Origin of the sequence: Selenomonas sp. oral taxon 478, assembly GCF_001189555.1 — a bacterium.
In the GTDB taxonomy this organism is placed as follows: domain Bacteria; phylum Bacillota; class Negativicutes; order Selenomonadales; family Selenomonadaceae; genus Centipeda; species Centipeda felix.
Genome location: NZ_CP012071.1, coordinates 1,895,217 through 1,914,518, shown reverse-complemented (window position 1 = coordinate 1,914,518; position 19,302 = coordinate 1,895,217). Strand labels below are relative to the sequence as shown.

16 protein-coding genes and 1 riboswitch are annotated in these 19,302 nt (G+C 57.8%); of the genes, 3 read left to right on the top strand and 13 right to left on the bottom strand.

What is annotated here, in order from left to right; genetic code table 11:
* Positions 1-83 precede the first annotated feature (83 nt).
* From ADJ74_RS08885 to ADJ74_RS11300, 10 genes are all read right to left on the bottom strand, one after another.
* A complete protein-coding gene (locus tag ADJ74_RS08885; RefSeq protein WP_009442566.1) occupies positions 84-1,016 on the bottom strand; it encodes a dihydroorotate dehydrogenase in 933 nt (310 codons plus the stop codon).
* Complete coding sequence (locus ADJ74_RS08880) at positions 1,006-1,791, bottom strand: dihydroorotate dehydrogenase electron transfer subunit (protein WP_050344269.1); 786 nt, start codon at positions 1,789-1,791, stop codon at positions 1,006-1,008. Before ADJ74_RS08880 ends, ADJ74_RS08885 begins: the two co-directional genes overlap by 11 nt.
* On the bottom strand, positions 1,763-4,990 hold the full coding sequence (carB, locus tag ADJ74_RS08875; RefSeq protein ID WP_050343600.1) for a carbamoyl-phosphate synthase large subunit: 3,228 nt from the start codon (positions 4,988-4,990) through the stop codon (positions 1,763-1,765). Before carB ends, ADJ74_RS08880 begins: the two co-directional genes overlap by 29 nt.
* Before the next feature lie 4 nt (positions 4,991-4,994).
* A complete protein-coding gene (gene carA, locus ADJ74_RS08870) occupies positions 4,995-6,068 on the bottom strand; it encodes a glutamine-hydrolyzing carbamoyl-phosphate synthase small subunit (protein WP_050343598.1) in 1,074 nt (357 codons plus the stop codon).
* A complete protein-coding gene (locus ADJ74_RS08865) occupies positions 6,065-7,357 on the bottom strand; it encodes a dihydroorotase (RefSeq protein ID WP_050343596.1) in 1,293 nt (430 codons plus the stop codon). Before ADJ74_RS08865 ends, carA begins: the two co-directional genes overlap by 4 nt.
* The gene (locus ADJ74_RS08860; RefSeq protein ID WP_050343595.1) at positions 7,358-8,305 is read right to left on the bottom strand and encodes an aspartate carbamoyltransferase catalytic subunit; all 948 of its coding nucleotides are present in this window, start codon (positions 8,303-8,305) and stop codon (positions 7,358-7,360) included.
* A gap of 283 nt (positions 8,306-8,588) precedes the next feature.
* Positions 8,589-9,989 carry an MATE family efflux transporter gene (locus ADJ74_RS08855; protein WP_050343592.1) on the bottom strand — a complete coding sequence of 467 codons (1,401 nt, stop codon included), beginning with the start codon at positions 9,987-9,989 and terminating at the stop codon, positions 8,589-8,591.
* Positions 9,990-10,016: 27 nt separating this feature from the next.
* On the bottom strand, positions 10,017-11,309 hold the full coding sequence (locus tag ADJ74_RS08850) for a nitrogenase component 1 (RefSeq protein WP_050343590.1): 1,293 nt from the start codon (positions 11,307-11,309) through the stop codon (positions 10,017-10,019).
* Positions 11,302-12,609: a nitrogenase component 1 gene (locus ADJ74_RS08845; RefSeq protein WP_050343588.1), complete on the bottom strand. Its 1,308-nt coding sequence runs from the start codon at positions 12,607-12,609 to the stop codon at positions 11,302-11,304. The genes ADJ74_RS08850 and ADJ74_RS08845 overlap by 8 nt, the downstream gene beginning before the upstream one ends.
* A complete protein-coding gene (locus ADJ74_RS11300; RefSeq protein ID WP_157040604.1) occupies positions 12,599-12,754 on the bottom strand; it encodes a hypothetical protein in 156 nt (51 codons plus the stop codon). Before ADJ74_RS11300 ends, ADJ74_RS08845 begins: the two co-directional genes overlap by 11 nt.
* 187 nt (positions 12,755-12,941) lie before the next feature.
* Between ADJ74_RS11300 and ADJ74_RS08840 the strand changes: the two genes are divergently transcribed.
* Positions 12,942-13,877 carry an aldo/keto reductase gene (locus tag ADJ74_RS08840; RefSeq protein WP_253271690.1) on the top strand — a complete coding sequence of 312 codons (936 nt, stop codon included), beginning with the start codon at positions 12,942-12,944 and terminating at the stop codon, positions 13,875-13,877.
* Between the two features lie 111 nt (positions 13,878-13,988).
* Positions 13,989-14,139, bottom strand: a riboswitch (molybdenum cofactor riboswitch).
* A gap of 146 nt (positions 14,140-14,285) precedes the next feature.
* Here ADJ74_RS08840 and ADJ74_RS08835 read toward each other — a convergent pair.
* Genes ADJ74_RS08835 through trmD form a run of 3 tightly spaced genes read right to left on the bottom strand, consistent with a single transcriptional unit; the run spans position 14,286 to position 17,465 of the window.
* Positions 14,286-15,158, bottom strand: coding sequence for a shikimate dehydrogenase (locus ADJ74_RS08835; RefSeq protein WP_050343583.1), 873 nt, complete (start codon positions 15,156-15,158; stop codon positions 14,286-14,288).
* A gap of 17 nt (positions 15,159-15,175) precedes the next feature.
* Positions 15,176-16,633 carry a nicotinate phosphoribosyltransferase gene (locus ADJ74_RS08830; RefSeq protein ID WP_050343581.1) on the bottom strand — a complete coding sequence of 486 codons (1,458 nt, stop codon included), beginning with the start codon at positions 16,631-16,633 and terminating at the stop codon, positions 15,176-15,178.
* A 37-nt stretch (positions 16,634-16,670) separates the two neighbouring features.
* On the bottom strand, positions 16,671-17,465 hold the full coding sequence (trmD, locus tag ADJ74_RS08825) for a tRNA (guanosine(37)-N1)-methyltransferase TrmD (protein ID WP_050343579.1): 795 nt from the start codon (positions 17,463-17,465) through the stop codon (positions 16,671-16,673).
* Between the two features lie 160 nt (positions 17,466-17,625).
* On the opposite strand from trmD, the gene ADJ74_RS08820 reads away from it, so the two are divergent.
* Positions 17,626-18,399 (top strand): DUF4931 domain-containing protein, encoded by a 774-nt coding sequence (locus ADJ74_RS08820; protein WP_050343577.1) that lies wholly within the window; start codon positions 17,626-17,628, stop codon positions 18,397-18,399.
* On the top strand, positions 18,387-19,286 hold the full coding sequence (locus tag ADJ74_RS08815; protein WP_084708974.1) for a transglycosylase domain-containing protein: 900 nt from the start codon (positions 18,387-18,389) through the stop codon (positions 19,284-19,286). Before ADJ74_RS08820 ends, ADJ74_RS08815 begins: the two co-directional genes overlap by 13 nt.
* Positions 19,287-19,302: the final 16 nt, after the last annotated feature.

Sequence of the window (19,302 nt, the reverse complement as noted above, 5' to 3'; positions counted from 1 at the left end):
GATGCGGAAAGAAACGATTTCATAGGAACAAAGCGACGATTTTGGATCAAATTTCTCTAAAAATTATTGGAAAAATACATCGATTACCATGCTTTTCCGACAATTTCCTGTATATTCGATAGCTGTTTATCGTGCAGATACTGTCCAAGACCGTCACAGATTTTCATCGTAATCTCGGGATCAGCAAAGTTCGCCGTGCCGACAGCGACGGCAGACGCTCCCGCGAGAAAGAACTCCACCGCATCCTGCCACGAGGCAATCCCGCCCATACCGATCACGGGAACACGGACAGCATGAGCCACCTCCCACACCATGCGCACGGCAACCGGCTTCACGGCAGGGCCGGAAAGTCCGCCCGTCCGATTGCCGAGAACAGGCTGCCAGCGGTGTATATCAATCTGCATCCCGATGAGCGTATTGATGAGCGATATGGCATCCGCCCCCGCATCTTCTACAGCGAGAGCCATCTCCGTGATGCTGGTCACGTTCGGAGACAGCTTGGCGATGACGGGATGCGTGCTCTCCGCGCAGACCGCACGCACGACCTCTGCCGCCGCACGCGGATCCGTGCCAAAGACAATCCCGCCCTCCCTGACGTTCGGACAGGAGATGTTGACTTCGAGCGCCGCGACACCCGTGACATTTAGCCGTGCGGCGAGTGCCGCATAGTCCTCCACGGAGCTGCCTGAGATATTGACAATGACGTTCATGCCATAGTCTGCGATGCGCGGCAGTGTTTCATGGAGGAATACGTCTGCCCCGGGGTTCTCGAGGCCGATGCAGTTGAGCATCCCCTGCGGCGTCTCCGCAATCCGTACCCCATCATTTCCACGTCGCGGGAGGAGCGTCGTCCCCTTGACCATCACGCCACCGAGACGCGCGAGATCGACAAAGTCCGCGAACTCTTCGCCGAAGCCGAATGTCCCGGACGCCGCAAGCACAGGCGTCCGCATCGCAATGCCTGCGACATTGGTGCAGAGCAGCACGTCATACCGCGTCGCAGCGCTATGAGACATTTCCGTACACCTCCTCGGCAGAGAACACGGGGCCGTCCTTACAGACCTTGCGGCGTCCGCTGCGCGTATCCACGGCACAGGAAAGACACGCCCCGAGGCCGCACGCCATGCGGCGCTCCAACGACACCTCACAGGGCAGCCCAAAGGACGCCGCCATCTGAGCGACGCGCTCCATCATGATCGGCGGGCCGCAGACGGCGACAGCATCATAGTCCCCCTCCTGCAAAAGCTCCGGCAGAAGCGTTGTCACAAAGCCCTCCGTCCCGTATGAACCGTCATCCGTCGTCGCGTGAACGGCGCGAACATAGGGGCGGAAGAGCTCCTCCCAGAAGAGCTCTGCCTTCGTCCGTCCGCCCATCAACACAGAGGAGCTGCCATGCGCCGCCGCGAAAAAGAGAAGGGGCGTCAGCCCCATCCCTCCGCCGACAAGCAGAGGATGTCGATACGTGACGTTAAAGCCATGCCCCAGAGGGCCGAGTACAGAGATCGTCTCTCCCGCGTCCGCCGCAGCGAGGAGCTCTGTCCCACGCCCAATAACGCGATAGATGAGGCGAATCTCCCCTTCCTCCGCAGAGGTCTCCGCGATGCCGAGCGGACGCCGCAGGAGTGCTCCGCCATGCGGAACAGCGACCTCAACGAACTGACCCGGCCGCACACTGCGGGCAATCGTCGGAGCAGAAAGCGTCAGATCATAGACCCCCGCCATCGGACTCCGCTGATGCAGAACGCGGGCATCCTCACATACCTTAGGCAAGATCATCCCCTCCGCCGACATAGTCCTGCAGTGCAAGCGCATAGACGAGGCGCCGCTTCTGCATAAACTCGAGGACGCGGAGCACCTCCCAAGCCGTATCGAGCGAGGTGAGGCATGCAATCCCATGCTCGACCGTCGCGCGGCGAATCTTAAAGCCGTCGCGTGCCGAGTGCTTCCCCTGCGTTAACGTGTTGATGACCATGCTGATGCGCCCGCTCTTGATCATCTCGATGATGTCCGTGCTGCGCTCATGCACCTTGCCGACGATCTCAACGTCAATGCCGAGCGACGCGATGACTTTCGCCGTCCCCTCCGTCGCCGCGATCTCAAAATCGAACTCAGAGAACGCCTTTGCAAGCTGCTTGAGCTCGTCCTTATCTTTATCCGCCACCGTAAAGAGCAGGCACCCCTTGGTCGGCACATTGAGCCCCGACCCGACAATCGCCTTGTAGAGCGCACGGGCATAGTGATAGTCAATGCCCATGACCTCACCCGTGGACTTCATCTCAGGGCCAAGCGAGATATCGACATCCGTCATCTTGGCAAAGGAGAATACGGGGGCTTTGACAGCGACGTAGGGACGCGGCGGAACGAGCCCCGAGTGGAAGCCAAGTTTCTTCAGCGTATGCCCCATCGCAACCTGCGTCGCAACGTGAACCATATTGACGTTCGTGATCTTCGAAAGGAATGGAACGGTACGGCTCGAACGCGGATTCACTTCGATGATGAACACCTCGTCATGCGCCACGACGAATTGAATGTTGAGCAGCCCTTTGACATGCAGGGCAACGGCAAGACGCTTCGTATAGTCGATGATCGTGTAGATCACGCGTGCAGACAGCGTCTGCGGCGGATAGACCGCGATACTGTCGCCCGAGTGGACGCCGGCGCGCTCGATGTGCTCCATGATGCCCGGAATCACAACATCCACACCATCGGAAATGGCATCAACCTCGACCTCGGTGCCCTGCATATAGCGATCCACGAGCACGGGATGATCCGGCGTCACCTTGACGGCACGGCTCATATAGTCGCGCAGCTCATCCTCATTGTAGACGATCTCCATCGCACGGCCGCCGAGGACATAGGAGGGGCGAACCATGACGGGATAGCCGATGCGCGCAGCACCTGTGACAGCATCGTCGAGATTCGTCACGCTGATGCCTTCAGGACGTGAAATCTCCGTCTCTGTCAGCACCTCTTCGAATCGCTCACGATCCTCGGAGCGGTCAATATCGTCAACGGACGTGCCATAGACATGCAGGCCGGCGCGTTCAAGTTCAGCCGCGAGGTTGATGGCCGTCTGTCCGCCGAACTGGACAATGATGCCGTCCGGTTTCTCCTTGTCGGCAATGTTCAGCACATCCTCCACCGTCAGCGGCTCGAAGTAGAGACGGTCGGAGATGTCGAAGTCCGTACTGACCGTCTCCGGATTGTTGTTGATGATGATGGCTTCGATGCCCATCTCGCGCAGCGCCCACACGGAATGCACCGAGCAATAGTCAAACTCCACACCCTGACCAATGCGGATCGGCCCCGAGCCGAGCACAATCACCTTTTTCTTGTTCGATACGGCGACCTCGTCCTCCGTCCCGCGGAAGGTGGAGTAGTAGTACGGCGTCATCGCCTCGAACTCAGCGGCACAGGTATCCACCATCTTATAGCACGGCAGAATATTGTTGCTGCGGCGCATCGTGCGGATCTCATCGCGCGTCTTATGGGTGATCTCGGCAATGGAAACATCGGCAAGACCGACCCACTTTGCCGCAGCGAGAAGTTCCGGTGTGAGTGGCTCCTCCGCGAGCTGACGCTCAACATCGGCGATATGCTTCAGCTTATGGATGAACCACTTGTCCACCTTTGTGATGCGCGAGATGTCGTCCACGGACAGCTTGCCGCGGCGCAGCACCTCCGCCATGACAAAGATGCGCTCATCGTTGATGAGGGCAAGCTGTTTTTCCAGACGTTCATCATCCCAGTCGGCAAAACGTTCCAGATAGAGACGGTTCACGCCGATCTCGAGGGAACGAGCCGCCTTGAGAATGGCGCCCTCAAAACTGCGGTCAATGGACATGACCTCGCCCGTCGCCTTCATCTGCGTGCCGAGCGTATGGTCCGCATAGACGAACTTATCGAACGGCCAGCGCGGGAACTTCACCACGCAGTAGTCAATGGCAGGCTCAAAGCACGCCTTCGTCTTCTTCGTTACCGAGTTGACGATCTCATCCAGCGTATAGCCGATGGCGATCTTCGACGACACCTTGGCAATCGGGTAGCCCGTTGCCTTCGACGCGAGTGCCGAGGAACGGCTGACGCGCGGGTTCACCTCGATGACGTAGTACTGATCGCTCTTCGTATCGAGCGCGTACTGTGCGTTGCAGCCGCCCTCAATGCCGAGCTCGCGGATGATCCGCAGACTGGCACTGCGCAGCATCTGATACTCGTGGTCGGTCAGGGTCTGCGCGGGCGCAACAACGATACTGTCTCCCGTATGGACACCGACAGGGTCAAAATTCTCCATACTGCAGACGGTAATGCAGTTGTCGTTCCCGTCACGGATGACTTCGAACTCGATCTCCTTCCATCCCGCGACACTGCGCTCGATGAGCACCTGCCCGATCATGGAGTAGTTCAGCCCCTTGATGACGATGGCGATGAGTTCTTCCTCATTCTCAGCAATGCCGCCGCCCGTACCTCCCATGGTATAGGCAGGGCGAACGATGACAGGGTAGCCGATCGTGTTGGCAAAATCCACAGCTGCGTGGACATCCTCGACAATCAGGCTCTCGGGGATTGGCTCCCCGAGTTTCTCCATTGTCTCCTTAAAACGCTCACGATCCTCCGCCTTCTCGATGGCATCAAGAGACGTACCGAGAAGCTCCACGCCGTACTCCGCCAGGATGCCCTTCTCCGCAAGCTGAACGGCAAGGTTCAGCCCCGCCTGTCCGCCGAGCGTGGCGAGAAGGCCATCCGGCTTTTCCTTGGCAATAATCTCCGTCAGAAACTCCACCGTCAGCGGCTCGATGTAAACACGGTCGGCGATATTGGTGTCCGTCATGATGGTGGCGGGATTGCTGTTGACGAGGACGACCTCCAGCCCGTCTTCCTTCAATGCACGGCAGGCCTGTGAGCCGGCATAGTCAAACTCTGCGGCCTGTCCGATGATGATGGGGCCGGAGCCGATCACCATGACTTTATTGAGATTTTCCTTACGTGGCATCCTCTCACTCCCCCTTCATCAGTGCCCAGAACTCATCGAAGAGATACATATTATCGTCGGGTCCCGGCGCGGCCTCGGGATGATACTGCACCGAGAAGATTGGCAGCGACGTGTGCCGCAGTCCCTCGACGGTATCATCGTTGACGTTCGTATGCGTAATGACGAGCGGCGTCCCCTCAAGCGAGGCGGGGTCAACTGCATAGCCGTGATTCTGCGCCGAGATATGCACGCGGTTCATCCGCAGATTCTTGACGGGCTGATTGCCGCCGCGATGACCGAACTTCATCTTATAGGTCTTTGCGCCAAAGGCGAGCGCGAGCAGCTGATGCCCGAGGCAGATGCCGAAGATTGGCTTCTTTCCCGCCATCTTCTGAATTTCCGCGACGATCTCAGGCACATCCTGCGGGTCTCCCGGTCCGTTGGACAGAAAGATGCCGTCGGGATTCAGCGCAAGCACCTCCTCGGCACTCGTATACGCAGGCAGTACCGTGATCTTCGCACCAAGGCGGTTGATATTTTCCAAAATGCTGCGCTTGACACCGAAGTCCAGCGCGGCAATATGCGGCGCGTCCTCCTGATCCGTCTCCATGACATAGACTTCGGGCGTTGTGACCATCGCCACGAGATCGCGCGGCAGCTCCTCCGCCTGCAGTGCAGCGATCTCATCCGGGTCCGTGCCGTCGGGGACGATCACGCCCTTCATCGAGCCCGCAGCGCGGATATGTCGCGTCACCGCTCGCGTGTCTACGTTATAAAGGCACGAAACCTTGCTCTGCGTGAGAAAGTCAATCAAGCTCTTCTCAGACTGCCAATTATTCGGTGCATCGCAGAGCTCACCGATGACAAAGCCGCGCACAAAGGGGCGGTGGGACTGCATAAATTTCTCTGCCGTACCATAGTTCCCAATCAGCGGGTAGGTCATCGTGAGAATCTGTCCGCAGAACGACGGGTCGGTCAGACTTTCCTGATACCCCGTCATGGTCGTCGTAAAGACAACCTCCCCCACCGTCTTTGAGCTGCCGTCCAGAAGCTCTCCCGCATAGGACGAACCGTCCTCCAAAATCAGTTTTCCTCTCATATTGTTATGACTCCGTCCTTCATTACAATATTCCCGTCCACGACCGTCAGCACAGCCTTTCCTCGAAGTTCCCGTCCGACAAACGGCGAGTGACTTCCCCGCGTGTAGAACTTTTTCTCGTTCACCGTCCATACGCAGTTCGGATCAATGACCGTCACATCCGCCGGTGCCCCCTCGCGCAGCGTCCCCGCATCGAGATGAAAGATGCGCGCAGGCGCATAGGTCATGCGCTCGATTAGCGTCTCGAGCGGGAGCCTCCCCGTGTGGACCAGCTCCGTCATGAGCACGCCGAGTGCCGTCTCAAGCCCCGGGAAGCCGCTCGGCGCATAGATGTACTCGCGATCCTTCTCCTCACGTGCGTGCGGCGAGTGATCCGTTACGACCATATCAATCGTCCCATCGAGCAGACCCGCCAGCATGGCCGCTGTGTCTTTTTCCGTCCGCAGCGGCGGATTGACCTTTGTCGAGCTGTCCGTTGGATCAACGCAGTCCTCCGTCATCGTGAGATGATGCGGGGTGACCTCTGTCGTCACGTGCACACCGCGCGCCTTCGCCTCGCGTACCAGTTGGACGGCACGCGCCGAGCTGATGTGCGCGACGTGAACATGCGCACCCGCGTACTCGGCGAGCATGATATCGCGCGCGACGGCAATATCCTCGGCGACAATCGGACGCCCCTTGATGCCGAGCATCGCACTGCGATGCCCCTCATTCATTGCCCCCTCCTCTACGAGGGAGGTATCCTCCTCATGATTGATGATTGCCTTATCAAACGGCGCAAGATAGTCGTATGCACTGAGAAGAACCTTTGCCGACGGGTCGAAATGACCATCGTCTGAGAAGGCGACCGCCCCTGCCTCAACCATATCGCCGAGCTCTGCCAGCTCCTTGCCCTCCTGATTCTTCGTCACGGCACCGATGATGCGGATGTGCATGACCGCCGCCTCTTCGGCGCGTTTTTGCAGACTCGTCACCAGTGCCGCCGTATCGACGACAGGGCGCGTGTTCGGCATCGTCGCAATCGTCGTATATCCCCCTGCCGCTGCGGCACGTGAGCCGGAGGCAAAATCCTCCTTTGCCTCCTGACCCGGCTCGCGGAAATGCGTGTGCATATCGATCAGACCGGGCACAACTACCTTTCCCGCAGCATCGTAAATCTCTGCGCCATCGGCAGTAAGATTTGCGCCAACGGCGCGGATCACACCGTCCTCGACGAGGACATCGGCAACTTCATTTCGTTTGGAGGCGGGATCAATCACCCGTCCCCCTTTCAGCAGCAACGCACGCATTCAGGCCTTCCCTCCCATCAGTACCAGTGTAAAGAGCGCCATCCGCACGGCGACCCCGTTTTTGACCTCCTCCTGGATCCGCGACTGTACGCCGTAGGCGACGGACTCGGAGATCTCCCATCCCTTATTCATCGGGCCGGGATGCAGCACGAGAGCATCCTCCTTCGCCAGTGCGAGCCGCTCCTCACTGAGCCCGTAGATACGCGCGTACTCACGCGTCGACGGGAACAGCCCGCCCTTCATGCGCTCGAGCTGTATGCGTAGCACCTCTACTACGTCAGCCCCCTCAAGAGCATCCTCCACGCGGTCATGGATCGTGACGCCCTCCTCCTCACACAGAAAGCGCGGGAGAAGTGTGCGCGGTCCCGCGATATGGACATCCATCCCCATCTTTCGCATGCCCTGAATGTCAGAACGCGCCACGCGGCTGTGCAGAACATCACCGAGAATGGCAACCTTCAGCCCTGCGAGTTTCCCCTTGTTTTCCTCAATCGTATAGAGGTTGAGCAGCCCCTGTGAGGGATGCGCATGTGCGCCGTCCCCCGCATTGATGATGACGGGAGAGACCGCCTTGGCGGCGTAGGCAGCCGCACCCTCAGCTTTATGCCGCATGACAATGGCATCCACGCCCATCGCCTCGATCGTATAAAGCGTGTCGCGCAGGCTCTCCCCCTTCACGATGCTCGATGCGCTCGCCGTGATGTTCACCACATCGGCGCCCAGATACTTTCCCGCCAGTTCAAATGACGTCCGCGTCCGCGTGCTCGGCTCGTAAAAAAGCGTCACTATCGCCTTGCCGCGCAGCGCAGGCACCTTCTTGATGTCACGCCCGACGATATTCTTCATTTCTCGTGCCGTACTGAGAACCAGACGGATCTCCTCGGCGGAAAAATTCTCCAGACCGAGCACATCCCGTCCTTTGAGCGATAACTCCTGTCCCATGTGCATCCCCTTTCAACAAAAAAGCCTTCTCACGCCGAAAGAAAGGCATAAGAAAGCTTTGCATCCAAAATAAACTCGAATGACCGCGTCGAATATTTCATTGAAAACTCCCTTAAGGCCTCACAGGACCTCTTAAAAGGCAATATAGAGAAGAGTGCATCAGCACTCACTTTCTTTTTTATCATTATACGAGGTCATGACAAAAAAAGCAATGGAAAAATCGCGGGGGGCATTGTGTTCTTAGATTGTAAACGCAATCCCCAAAACACAGTAATTGCATACGATACTTTTATCTCTGTTCCAGCACTTCCCCCCGCTCCATGCGTGTCAGCTGCTGCCAATGCCGGTACATCGTTGACATAGCGAGGATGAAGGCGAGGATCTCGGCGATGGGCCCCGCGTACAGCGCGCCGTCCAGCCCAAAGATGCGCGGCAGGAGGATGAGCAGCGGCAGGAGGAAGAGACCCTGCCGCGAGAGGGAGAGTATGAGCCCCGTTCGCACGCTGCCGATCGCCGTGAAGTAGTTGACGGTGAGCGGCTGAACGCCGCTGATGCAGACCATCATCAAATAGATGCGCAGATATTTTTCGGCAAAGTCAAAATAGAGCTCCGATCCACCGCCGAAGATGGCGGTGATTTGCCGTGGAAAAAGCTGAAAGACCAGAAAGATTGCCATGCTCAGGAGCAGCGCAAAAACCAGTCCCTTGCGATAGGTCTCCTTGATGCGCCCGTAGTTCCCTGCCCCCATATTAAAGCTGAAGATCGGCTGACACCCCTGTGCAAGGCCAACGGTAAAGGCGATCAGCACACTGTTGAGCTTCGTGACAATCCCTGCCACAGCGAGCGGAATATCCGCACCGTAGACACTCGCTGCGCCATAGTGTGTGAGAATGTTGTTGAGTGTAATGCCGATGGTCATCATAATGATCTGATTCAAAAAATTCGACAGACCCAGTTTGACGATACGGAGCATCTCATGCCCCCGCACACGCAGCATGGAGCGCACGATGGGAAACGCCTGAAAGCGGGAGAAATAACGAATACATACGAGGAATGAGACGATCTGTGCCATGACGGTAGCGAGCGCCGCTCCCTCCATCCCCCAGCCGAATCCGAGCATGAAGAGTGCATCCAGCAAAATGTTCAGAACGGCTCCGCTGACCATACACCGCATCGCATAGGACGGCGCGCCATCCGCGCGGATGAGCATACTGTTCGCCGTGAAAAAGAGGAGAAACGGCAGTCCGCATGCCGTAATTCCGAGGTAACGCTGTGCATACGGCAGAACGTTCTCCGTCGCTCCGCAGAGCAGGAGCACAGGTGTCTGGAAGATGAAAATAAGACCGCCGAGCAGGATACCGAGCACGGCGGACATGACGAGCCCCGTGCCGACGTAGCTGCGTGCAGCGTCCTGCGCCTTTTCCCCCATAAAGAGGTTGAAATTTGCCGCCGTCCCGATGCCCACGAGCTGCGCCAGTCCCGTGGAGAGAATCACGATGGGAAAGGCGGTATTCGTCGCGGCATTTCCCAAGATGCCGACCGTATGCCCGATGAAGATCTGATCCGTGATGTTGTAAATCGTATTGACGAGCATACTGACGATGGCGGGCAGGGCAAACTTTCGAATCAATCCGCCCACGGGCGCAATGGCAAGCGGATTCTCCTTTGGTGTCACAATGGATTCCGTCATAATGCTCTCCTGACTAGCGCGGTATCGTCATTGGTTCTTCCATGCGCGGACAGACAGTTCACGCCGCAGGACGCTCCCGTTCCAAAGCGCGTCCTCCATACAGCGTGCGCCGCGCAGCCCCATAAAGGGAAGATCGGAGAGCAGCAGGCGATCCACAACAGGATAGGCGACGGGCAGATAGAGCATTCGGCGAGGGTCGGCGTACACGGACTCGCTGCTGCTGCCCATGAGCAGCCCGTGCTCCATCGCCGCAAGGAGTTCCTGCGCCCGCGCCGTATCCGTCTCCGCCAGCAGCTCATCGGCGATTGCTGCACCAGCCTCATCTGCTCGTAATACTGCTGCAACAGCAAGGTGGCGTACATCCGCCCACTCTGTACGCAGTGCCTGCGCCATCCCCCACGCCGTCGTACGCGGCGCACGAATGAGCACTGTATCAAAGCACAGCTCTCCCCACGTATTCTTGAGATCGTTAATCCGCAGGAAATCCCTGCGCTCCGCCGCATGGATCTCCGCCATCGCCGCCGCCATCTGCGGAGGCGGCAGTACGGCACAGATCTCCTCCAGCCATCGCCGCGTTCCTGCTCGTCCGTAGGGAGGCAGCGGAGCAATATAGGGCATACCGCAGCGTTCCTCGAGGTACTCTGCCGCCGCCAATCCGAGCTCGTCATGCACGACGATGTTCAGCTCCGCCTGAGCGAGAGAATCGACATCCTCGGGGCGCATGCCGCAGCCGAATACATGGCGGACTTCATAGCCTGCCCTCGTCAAGAGGCACACGAGTTCCCGTGCATCGTTCTCCCCGTTGTAGTAGGAGGAGGTCATGCCGATGAGGTTGACGCCCCGGCGCACGGATGGCTCCGTCGCCCGAAGCAGCACCTCAAGCGCCGCACAGGAAGCGCGCCGCCATCCATCCGCAAAGCTCCCGATCAGTCCGCCGCTGTCAAGGGAAACAATGGGACAGGTCACCCCTGCGGCACGTACAATCGCGCCGACATCGTCACCGATTAGGCTCGCCGAACTGCCGCTGATGACAGCAAGCAGCGCAGGCGGATGCGCAATATACGGCTGAAGCGCCTCGCGCAGATACGCCTCTGCACCGAACACAATCGCATCGTTATCGAGCTGTGTGCATTGCATTCGATGCGAGATATCGCTCTGCGTCTGTTCGATATGCCGCTGTGTAAAGAGATAGCACCAGAGCGGCCCATTGACGATGACCGCACAGCCCTTCATACCGGCAAAGAACGCCGCCGCCCCCGTCAGCGCGCAGCTCTCCATCCACATGGACATATCGTCAAAACTGAGATTGCCCTCATCCATAGATCAGCCCTCCCCTCTCAATATGCCGATAGAGTACGTGCTCCATATCCTCAATCAGCTGGCGCTCCATCGCCCAGCCGACCGTGGGCAGCTTGCCGAGCAGAATCTGACGCAGCTGCACATCCACGAGTTCATGTGTCGTAAAGGCAAAATCCACGGCATGCAGCAGCTCCTCGCCTGATGGATCGTCTGCGTCGAGAATCGGCGCGTCGGTGCATTGGCGCAGCCCGTCCTCTACCCCCGTCCGCTGTTCGGCAGTAAAAAGATCGAGGAGGATGATGCCCGCGAGACGCACTCCTGCCTTTTCGATCAGCCGCAGGAGGATCTCTGGCTGCAGCCAGTGCAGTTCCCGCCCGACGACGAGCACGGTGCGCCGCCCGTTGAGCATCTCCCGCGCACGGACGAGCACGCGATCAAATGCCTTTTTCTCGCGCTCTATGACCTTCTCTGCCGCTGCCGTACGCCCACAGCATGCCGCGATGGCGCGCAGCCAATGCGCAGTCTCCTCCGCACCGCCCGCAAACGCATCGGCAAAGTACGGCGTGCCAAAACGCGCATGGATCTCCTGTGCAAAGGAAATCAGCATTTCCTGTTTCTCATCCGACATCGCACTCCCGAGCACAACGAGCAGCTCTGCCTCCGGCACCGCCTGCATCTCATCGAGCGGCATGTAGGTTGGGAACTGCCCCGCAAGATGCAGCCCGATCCCTTCGAGCAGCCGCTTCAGCTCCTGCACATAGGCACTGTAGAGCCCGCCGTAGTCACCGAAGAACACGACCGTCCCCCTGCGCGTCTCCTTGGGCGGCTGCATAAAGCGTTCCACCAGCACACGGCCAACGGACAGGTAGCCATCGAAGGACACATCATCCAAAAAGCCGCCCGTCGGAATGGCGATGATGGGCAGACCGAGCTCCGCCTCCATCCCCTCCGCCGCTGCACGCGTATCATCTCCGATAATGCCGCTCACGCACGATCCGCCGATAAAGACCGCACGCGGATGATATTTCTCTGCAGCATAACGCACGCACGCGCGCAGGCGCTCCACCGCACCGAACACCGCATCGTTCTCGCCGATTCCGCTCGTGAGAAGCGGCACGGGCGACGGCGGCGCATACGTCTCCGCCCCGACCATGCGATGAAACGTCCCGACATCCTTTTCGCGCACGACATGAGCACAGGAACGCGGACTGTGAAAGATCACCAACGCGCCGCGCGCGTACGACAGCGCCCACCAGACGGCAGGCATACTGCAGCTGCACTGGGCACGCCGCACACCGGCGCGCTTTACCTCAATCCCCATACTGCTCCACTCTGTCCTCCAGCTCCTCGACGACGCTGAATGGTTCGTTCCGATCAATGTCCTCCGCCAGCTTTCGATCACCCTGCGCCTGTATGGAATCAGGAGCATAGGCGATAAGCATCTGCCGGAACGCAATTTGTTTCAAACTCATCTCTCCTTACTGTCTTTTCATATAGAATACCACAACGGCACGAAAAATTCTGTGCGTTTTGCGCCATCCGCCCATGGATATAATGCTCCATCGTTTTGCCGAACACCGACAACTTATGGTATACTATCGATAGAACAACACAGAGAAAGAATGCAGCACAATGGGAATGGGAGGACTCACAATGACAAAACTGCCAAAGATCGCACTCGGCACATGGGCATGGGGCAACGACGGCACGTTCGGCACGGCATACACGGAGGATCAGCTGCGCCCCGTCTTTGATTCCGCTATGCAGCATGGGCTGACCCTCTGGGACACGGCTTATGCATACGGGATCGGCACAGCGGAGAAGACACTCGGCGCATTTCTCAAAGGGTATGCACGCGACTCCTTCCTCCTCTCGGATAAGCTCACACCGCAGTGCATGGATGAGTCATTCGCCAATCCTGTCGCGGATATGTGGGCCGTGCAGAAAAAGCTGCTCGGTACAGACAGCATCGACATCTACTGGGTGCACAACGCAATCGAGGCACCACAGTGGATCGAGCGCCTTGCCGCATTCTTCGAGAACGTGGAACATGCGCCCATCATCGGCGTATCGAACCACAACATAGGACAGATCGAGGAGGCCGATGCAGTCCTTCAACATCATGGACTGAAACTCGGCGCGGTACAGAACCACTTCAGCCTGATCAACCGCTTCTCCGAGGAGGCTGGCATCCTTGACTACTGCCGCAAGAAGGATATCCCCTTTTTCTCCTACATGGTGCTCGAACAGGGCGCGCTCACGGGACACTACAGCACGTTGTATCCGATGCCGGCGGACGCGGCGCGCGCAGCAGTCTACAACCCGATCATGGACAAGATCGACACACTGAACCTCTCGCTCAAACTGCTCGCAGACAAGTACAAGGCGAACATCGCCCAGATCTCCATCGCATGGGCGATCGGCAAGGGTACGGTTCCCATCATCGGCGTGACCAAGGAACATCACGTTACCGATGCACTGCGCGCGACGGAGATCACACTCACCGCCGAGGAGATCACCCTCCTCGAGAGCACGGCGGACAAGCTCGACTTTGACATCATCCGCGACTGGGAAAAAGGGATGGTATAGATCAGTACAAATGCAAAAAGACTGCGGTACGAGGTATATCCCCGTACCGCAGCTTTTCTTTTATACAACAAAAAATCCCCGGAAATCCGAGAATTTGCACACAAAAAGAGCAGCCATTCTGCCGTTTTTCCTTTGCAGTGCAGAGTATCTCTGCGGGCAGGGAGCGGCGTTTCCGCCTGCTCCCCCGTAACTGCATGCCACAGTCAGACCGCCGTACCATAGCGTATGCCACAGGTACGGCGGTTTGAAAAACATAGCGCGTAAATTGCTTACTTAGTATAGTATGAGAATTGCATTAAATCAAGAGAATGTTGAAATACCGCTGACATCCGACCGCATGCCGACTCGTACCGTCAGCGGCAGTGACCGAAAAAGCTGCAAACAGTCCTCTGCAACGACAGAAGAGCTTCATGCACCTTCCCTCCGTGCAAGTTCCTCGCGCAGAACGCGCTGCATGAGGTCGGTGTTCGGTCGGACGCCCGTCCAGAGATAGAATGCCTCCGCGCCCTGCATGACGAGCATGGTCTCACCGTTGATCGTCGTGCAGCCATGCGCCGCCGCCGCACGGAGAAATGCAGTCTCGGCGGGGGTATAGATGAGATCGTAGACGGCGGCAGACGGGCTGATTGCCGCAGGATCCACAGGCGGCATTGCATCCGTCTGCGGGCTCATGCCGATCGGCGTGGTCTGCACGACAATGTCTGCCGTACAAAGCACATCCCGAAAGTGCGGGTCGTCAAAGCAGTACACGGCAAGTGTGCCGTCTTCCGCAAAGTCGGTGCAGAGCGCCTTGCCTTTTGCGAGATTCCGCACACCGATGCACACAGAGGATACGCCGCTGCGCAGGAGTCCCCAGAGGGCGGCACGTGCTGCACCGCCCGCGCCGATGAGGACAGTGCGTTTTCCCGCAAGCCCAATCCCACACGCGGCAAAGCCTGCCATAAAGCCTGTTACATCCGTATTGTGCCCCGTCATCTTCCCGTCCGCTGCGATAACGACGGTATTGACCGCGCGAATGCGCTGCGCATCCTCGCTCAGCGCATCGAGGAGCGGCATAATTTCTGTCTTGAACGGAATCGTGACGTTGAACCCCGCTATGCCCGCGTCGCGCAGTCCGCATACCGCCGAGGCGAGTGCCTCGCGGTGCACGGGAAATGCCGTATAAACATAGTCCAATTCGGACTCATGCAGTGCCGCATTCTGTATGATCGGCGACAGACTGTGGGCAATCGGCGCACCGATCACGCCCAGTAGTTTTGTTTTCCCCGTAATCACATGCATCCCTCTTATCTTTCCCGTCAGCTGTGCTTCCCGCGCACCTCTTCGAGCAGTCCCATCTTCAGCTCATAGTAGTCCGGCGTCGTATCGAGATAGTGCCGATGCGGATTCTCAAATCGCTGTTCCTCCGGCCAGATCTCCTCCGCCAGCTGACGGCGCACATATGCGCGAATCTCCTCCAAGGGCGGCAGCTCCTCGACCCGCTCCCCATCCCTGACATAGAGACGGCGCAGGTTCACCGCCGAACCACCCTCGAAGAAGCGGTTTTTCCACGGCTTGCGCGGATCAACATAGCGGAACGGCTGCGTGAGGTCGACCTGTTCGCCCTGCACCGCAATCATGTCCGCGACCGCCTTGCCGTGACGGTCATAGATGCGGTAGAGATCCTTCAGTCCTGGATTCGTCAGTTTCTCGACATTCTCCGACATCTTGATGCGCGGCTGAAAGATGCCGTTCTCCTCCACAGCAACAAGCTTATACACGGCGCCGAAGACAGGATCGGACTTTGCCGTGATGAGCCGTTCGCCGACACCGAAACTGTCCACGCGTGCGCCCTGCAGGAGGAGTGATGAGATGGTGAACTCATCGAGGCTGTTCGAGAGGATGATCTTGCAGTCGTCAAGACCCGCCTTATCGAGCATTTTTCGAATGCGCTTCGAAAGATAGGCGAGGTCGCCCGAGTCCACACGCACGCCTGCGAGACGATGTCCCTGCGGCGCGAGAACCTCACGGGCGATACGGATGGCGTTTGGGATGCCCGAGTGAAGCACATCGTAGGTGTCGACGAGGAGGACGGTGGCCTGTGGGTAGATCTCTGCATATTGTTTGAACGCCGTGTATTCATCCTTGAAGAACATGACCCAGCTGTGCGCCATAGTGCCCGAGATGGGAATATTAAACTGCTGCCCTGCCGAGACCGTCGCCGTCATGTCGATGCCGCCGATGTACGCCGCGCGTGCCCCATAGGTTGCCGCGTCCATATTGTGCGCGCGCCGCGCACCGAAGTCCGCAACTTTGCGTCCCTCGGCGGCACGCACGATGCGCGACGCCTTTGTCGCGACGAGGGACTGATGGTTGATCTGCGCAAGGATCGCCGTCTCCACAAGCTGTGCGTCGATGATCGGTGCAACAATCGTCAGGAGCGGCTCATTCGGATAGATGATCGTTCCCTCAGGCATGGCGTAGATATCGCCGCGGAAGCGGAAACCGCGCAAGAAGTCCAGGAATTCCTCGGAGAAGAGGTTCTGTTTGCGGAAATAGGCAATGTCCGCATCGGAGAAGGAGAGATTCTCCACGAACTCGATGACGTGCTGAAGCCCCGCAAAGATGGCGTATCCCCCCTTGTCGGGGACGGAGCGGAAAAAGAGATCGAACGCCACGCGAACATCGCGGTTCGGCTGATGAAAATATCCATAGGACATGGTCATTTCGTAGAAATCCATCATCATGGATAGATTTCGTTTATCAAACTGTGTCACAGCGCGCTCCCCCTATCGAGCATAGAAACAAGACAGATCAAATCGAACCCATTATATCATTTTCACGAGATTCACGCAAAGATTCTTTATTTTCTTTTGTTTTCTTCTGTTGCTCTAAAAAAATACGATCTGCCTGTGACAGCGTAACACGTGCAAGGAGCTCGGGACGATGCAACAGTGTCGTGAGGAGTGCCTGTTCGCGCCGCCAGCGGGCGATCTCTGCATGATTGCCCGAGAGGAGGACGTCGGGTACAGCCTTGCCCTCGAAGTCACGTGGGCGTGTGTACTGCGGATAGCCGAGCAGCCCATCAAAGAAGGAGTCTGTTGCGGCGGATGCGGCATCACCGAGCACGCCCGGCAGCATCCGCGCTGTGGCGTCTACGGTCAGCATGGCGGGAATCTCCCCGCCCGTCAGGACAAAATCGCCGACGGAGATCAGACGATCTGCGAGGTCATAGATCCGCGCATCAAAGCCCTCGTAGTGCCCGCAGATGAGCACCAGCTGCTCATAGGATGCGAGTTCCTTTGCCGTCCGCTGGGTGAACACCTCGCCTGCAGGGTCAAAGATGATCGTGCAGCGGTGCTCCGCATAGGCAGCGGTCTTCCCATATAGGTCTCGCACGGCGGCGTACAGGGGCTCGGGCTTCAGCACCATGCCTGCCCCGCCGCCGCACGGTGTATCGTCCACATGATGATGCTTATCCGTCGCGTAGTCGCGAAAATCTGTATAGTGGATGTCGATGAGCCCACGCTGTACTGCGCGGCCGATGATGCTGCTGCCGAACACGCCCGCAAACATCGCGGGAAAGAGCGTCACAAGGTCAATTCTCATAGCTGCTTCATCCTACTTTCTGCATATCCTCCCCATTATAGCATGAAGCCGTAGGTAAATTGTGCCGTCTCTGCAAAATATTTGATAAATATATTCAGAAAACCTCTGCTTTGATATATAATATAGGGGTAAGACAATGGCAGTGATTCGGAGCAGTACCATGGAAATCAATCTTGCACATTTCAATGTCAGTATCGGACGGCAAAAGCCCGAGAATATCCTCCACAGTGATGTCCCCTGCCCGTTCTGCGACACGTCAAAGTTGACGGGGATCATCGAGAGAGACGGCGACATCATCCTGCTCAAAAATAAATACAACGTCATCGAGGAAGCCGACCAATTTATCCTCATCGAGGGGGCAGACTGCCACGCCGATATTCCCGATTATTCCAAGGAACATATCCGTCGCCTCATTTCCTTCGGCATGCGGCATTGGCAGCGTATGCGCGCGAGCGGCGCATACGATATGGTTCTCTTTTTTAAGAACTACGGGCCTTATTCGGGCGGTACCATCCGCCATCCGCACATGCAGCTCGTCGGGTTTCCTCATTTTCGCCCGGAGCTTTCCTTCTCCCGCCAGGAATTTGAGGGACTGATGATCGATGAAACGGACGGCGTAACATTCACACTCTCCACGCATCCGCGCGTTGGCTTTCGCGAGCTCAATATTATCCCGCGGGATGCGCGTGCGACCGATGTGATCGCCGACTACATACAGATTGCCGTGGATTTTATCCGACGACGCAACAACAGCTATAATATCTTCTTTTATCACGACGGTGCGGATGTCTTTATCAAGATTCTGCCGCGCTTTGCCACCTCCCCCGTCTTTATCGGCTACGATATCCGTCTGCTCCCATCGAATCTCGAGGAGATGCGGGATGAGATCCGAACCATATATTTTGAAAGCGACCATACCAAATGCAGGACATGAACGACACGATTGAGGAAATGCCGCGCCGCAGGAAAACGCGGCGCAGAAGCAGCGCGCGAAAGAAGCCATCGCGCAGAAAAAAAACGCCCCTTTCCATCGGGCGTTTTTTCATGATACTGATTCCTATACTGCTTCTCGTCTGCGCGGGGACGTTCTTCTTCGCTCCACATACATGGCAGGAGCTCGGTGCGCTGCTGCCCGAGGCGGAACATCAAAAGCCTGCGAATCAGCTGCATGAGATCCGCGAGCCGGATGCGGCCGATCGGATTCTGCGCGTGCTCTTTGTACGACGCGCCATCGATGCGCGTCTTGACCGTGCGGACTACGTCCCCATCGGACACATTGCCCCCGATCTGCAGCACGCCATCGTCGCCGTAGAGGATCGCCGTTTCTATGAGCATCATGGATTCGACATGACGGGGGTGGCACGCGCGACCCTCGTCAACATCCAACACGGGCGCATCGAAGAGGGGGCGAGCACGATCACACAGCAGCTGGTGAAGAACCTTTTCTTCGGCAGCGAGCAGACCTTTGCACGTAAAGCCGAGGAGCTTCTGCTTGCCCTCGACATCGAGATCGCCTGCTCAAAGGAGGAGATCCTCGAGATGTATCTGAATGTCGTCTACTACGGCGGCGGATTTTACGGCGTACAGGCGGCATCTGACGGGTACTTTGGAAAATCTCCCGCGGCACTCGATCTGCCCGAGGCATCCATGCTCGCAGGCGTTCCGAATGCACCGTCCGAGGTCTCGCCGTTCGTGAACTTCATTGCAGCGAAGAAGCGACAGGCCATCGTGCTGGACACAATGCAGGCACAGGGAATGATTGACGTGCGGACGGCGGAGGATGCGAAGATGCAGGCTCTTATCCTGCGCCCGCGCCATTAGGAGGTATGGGGAAGTG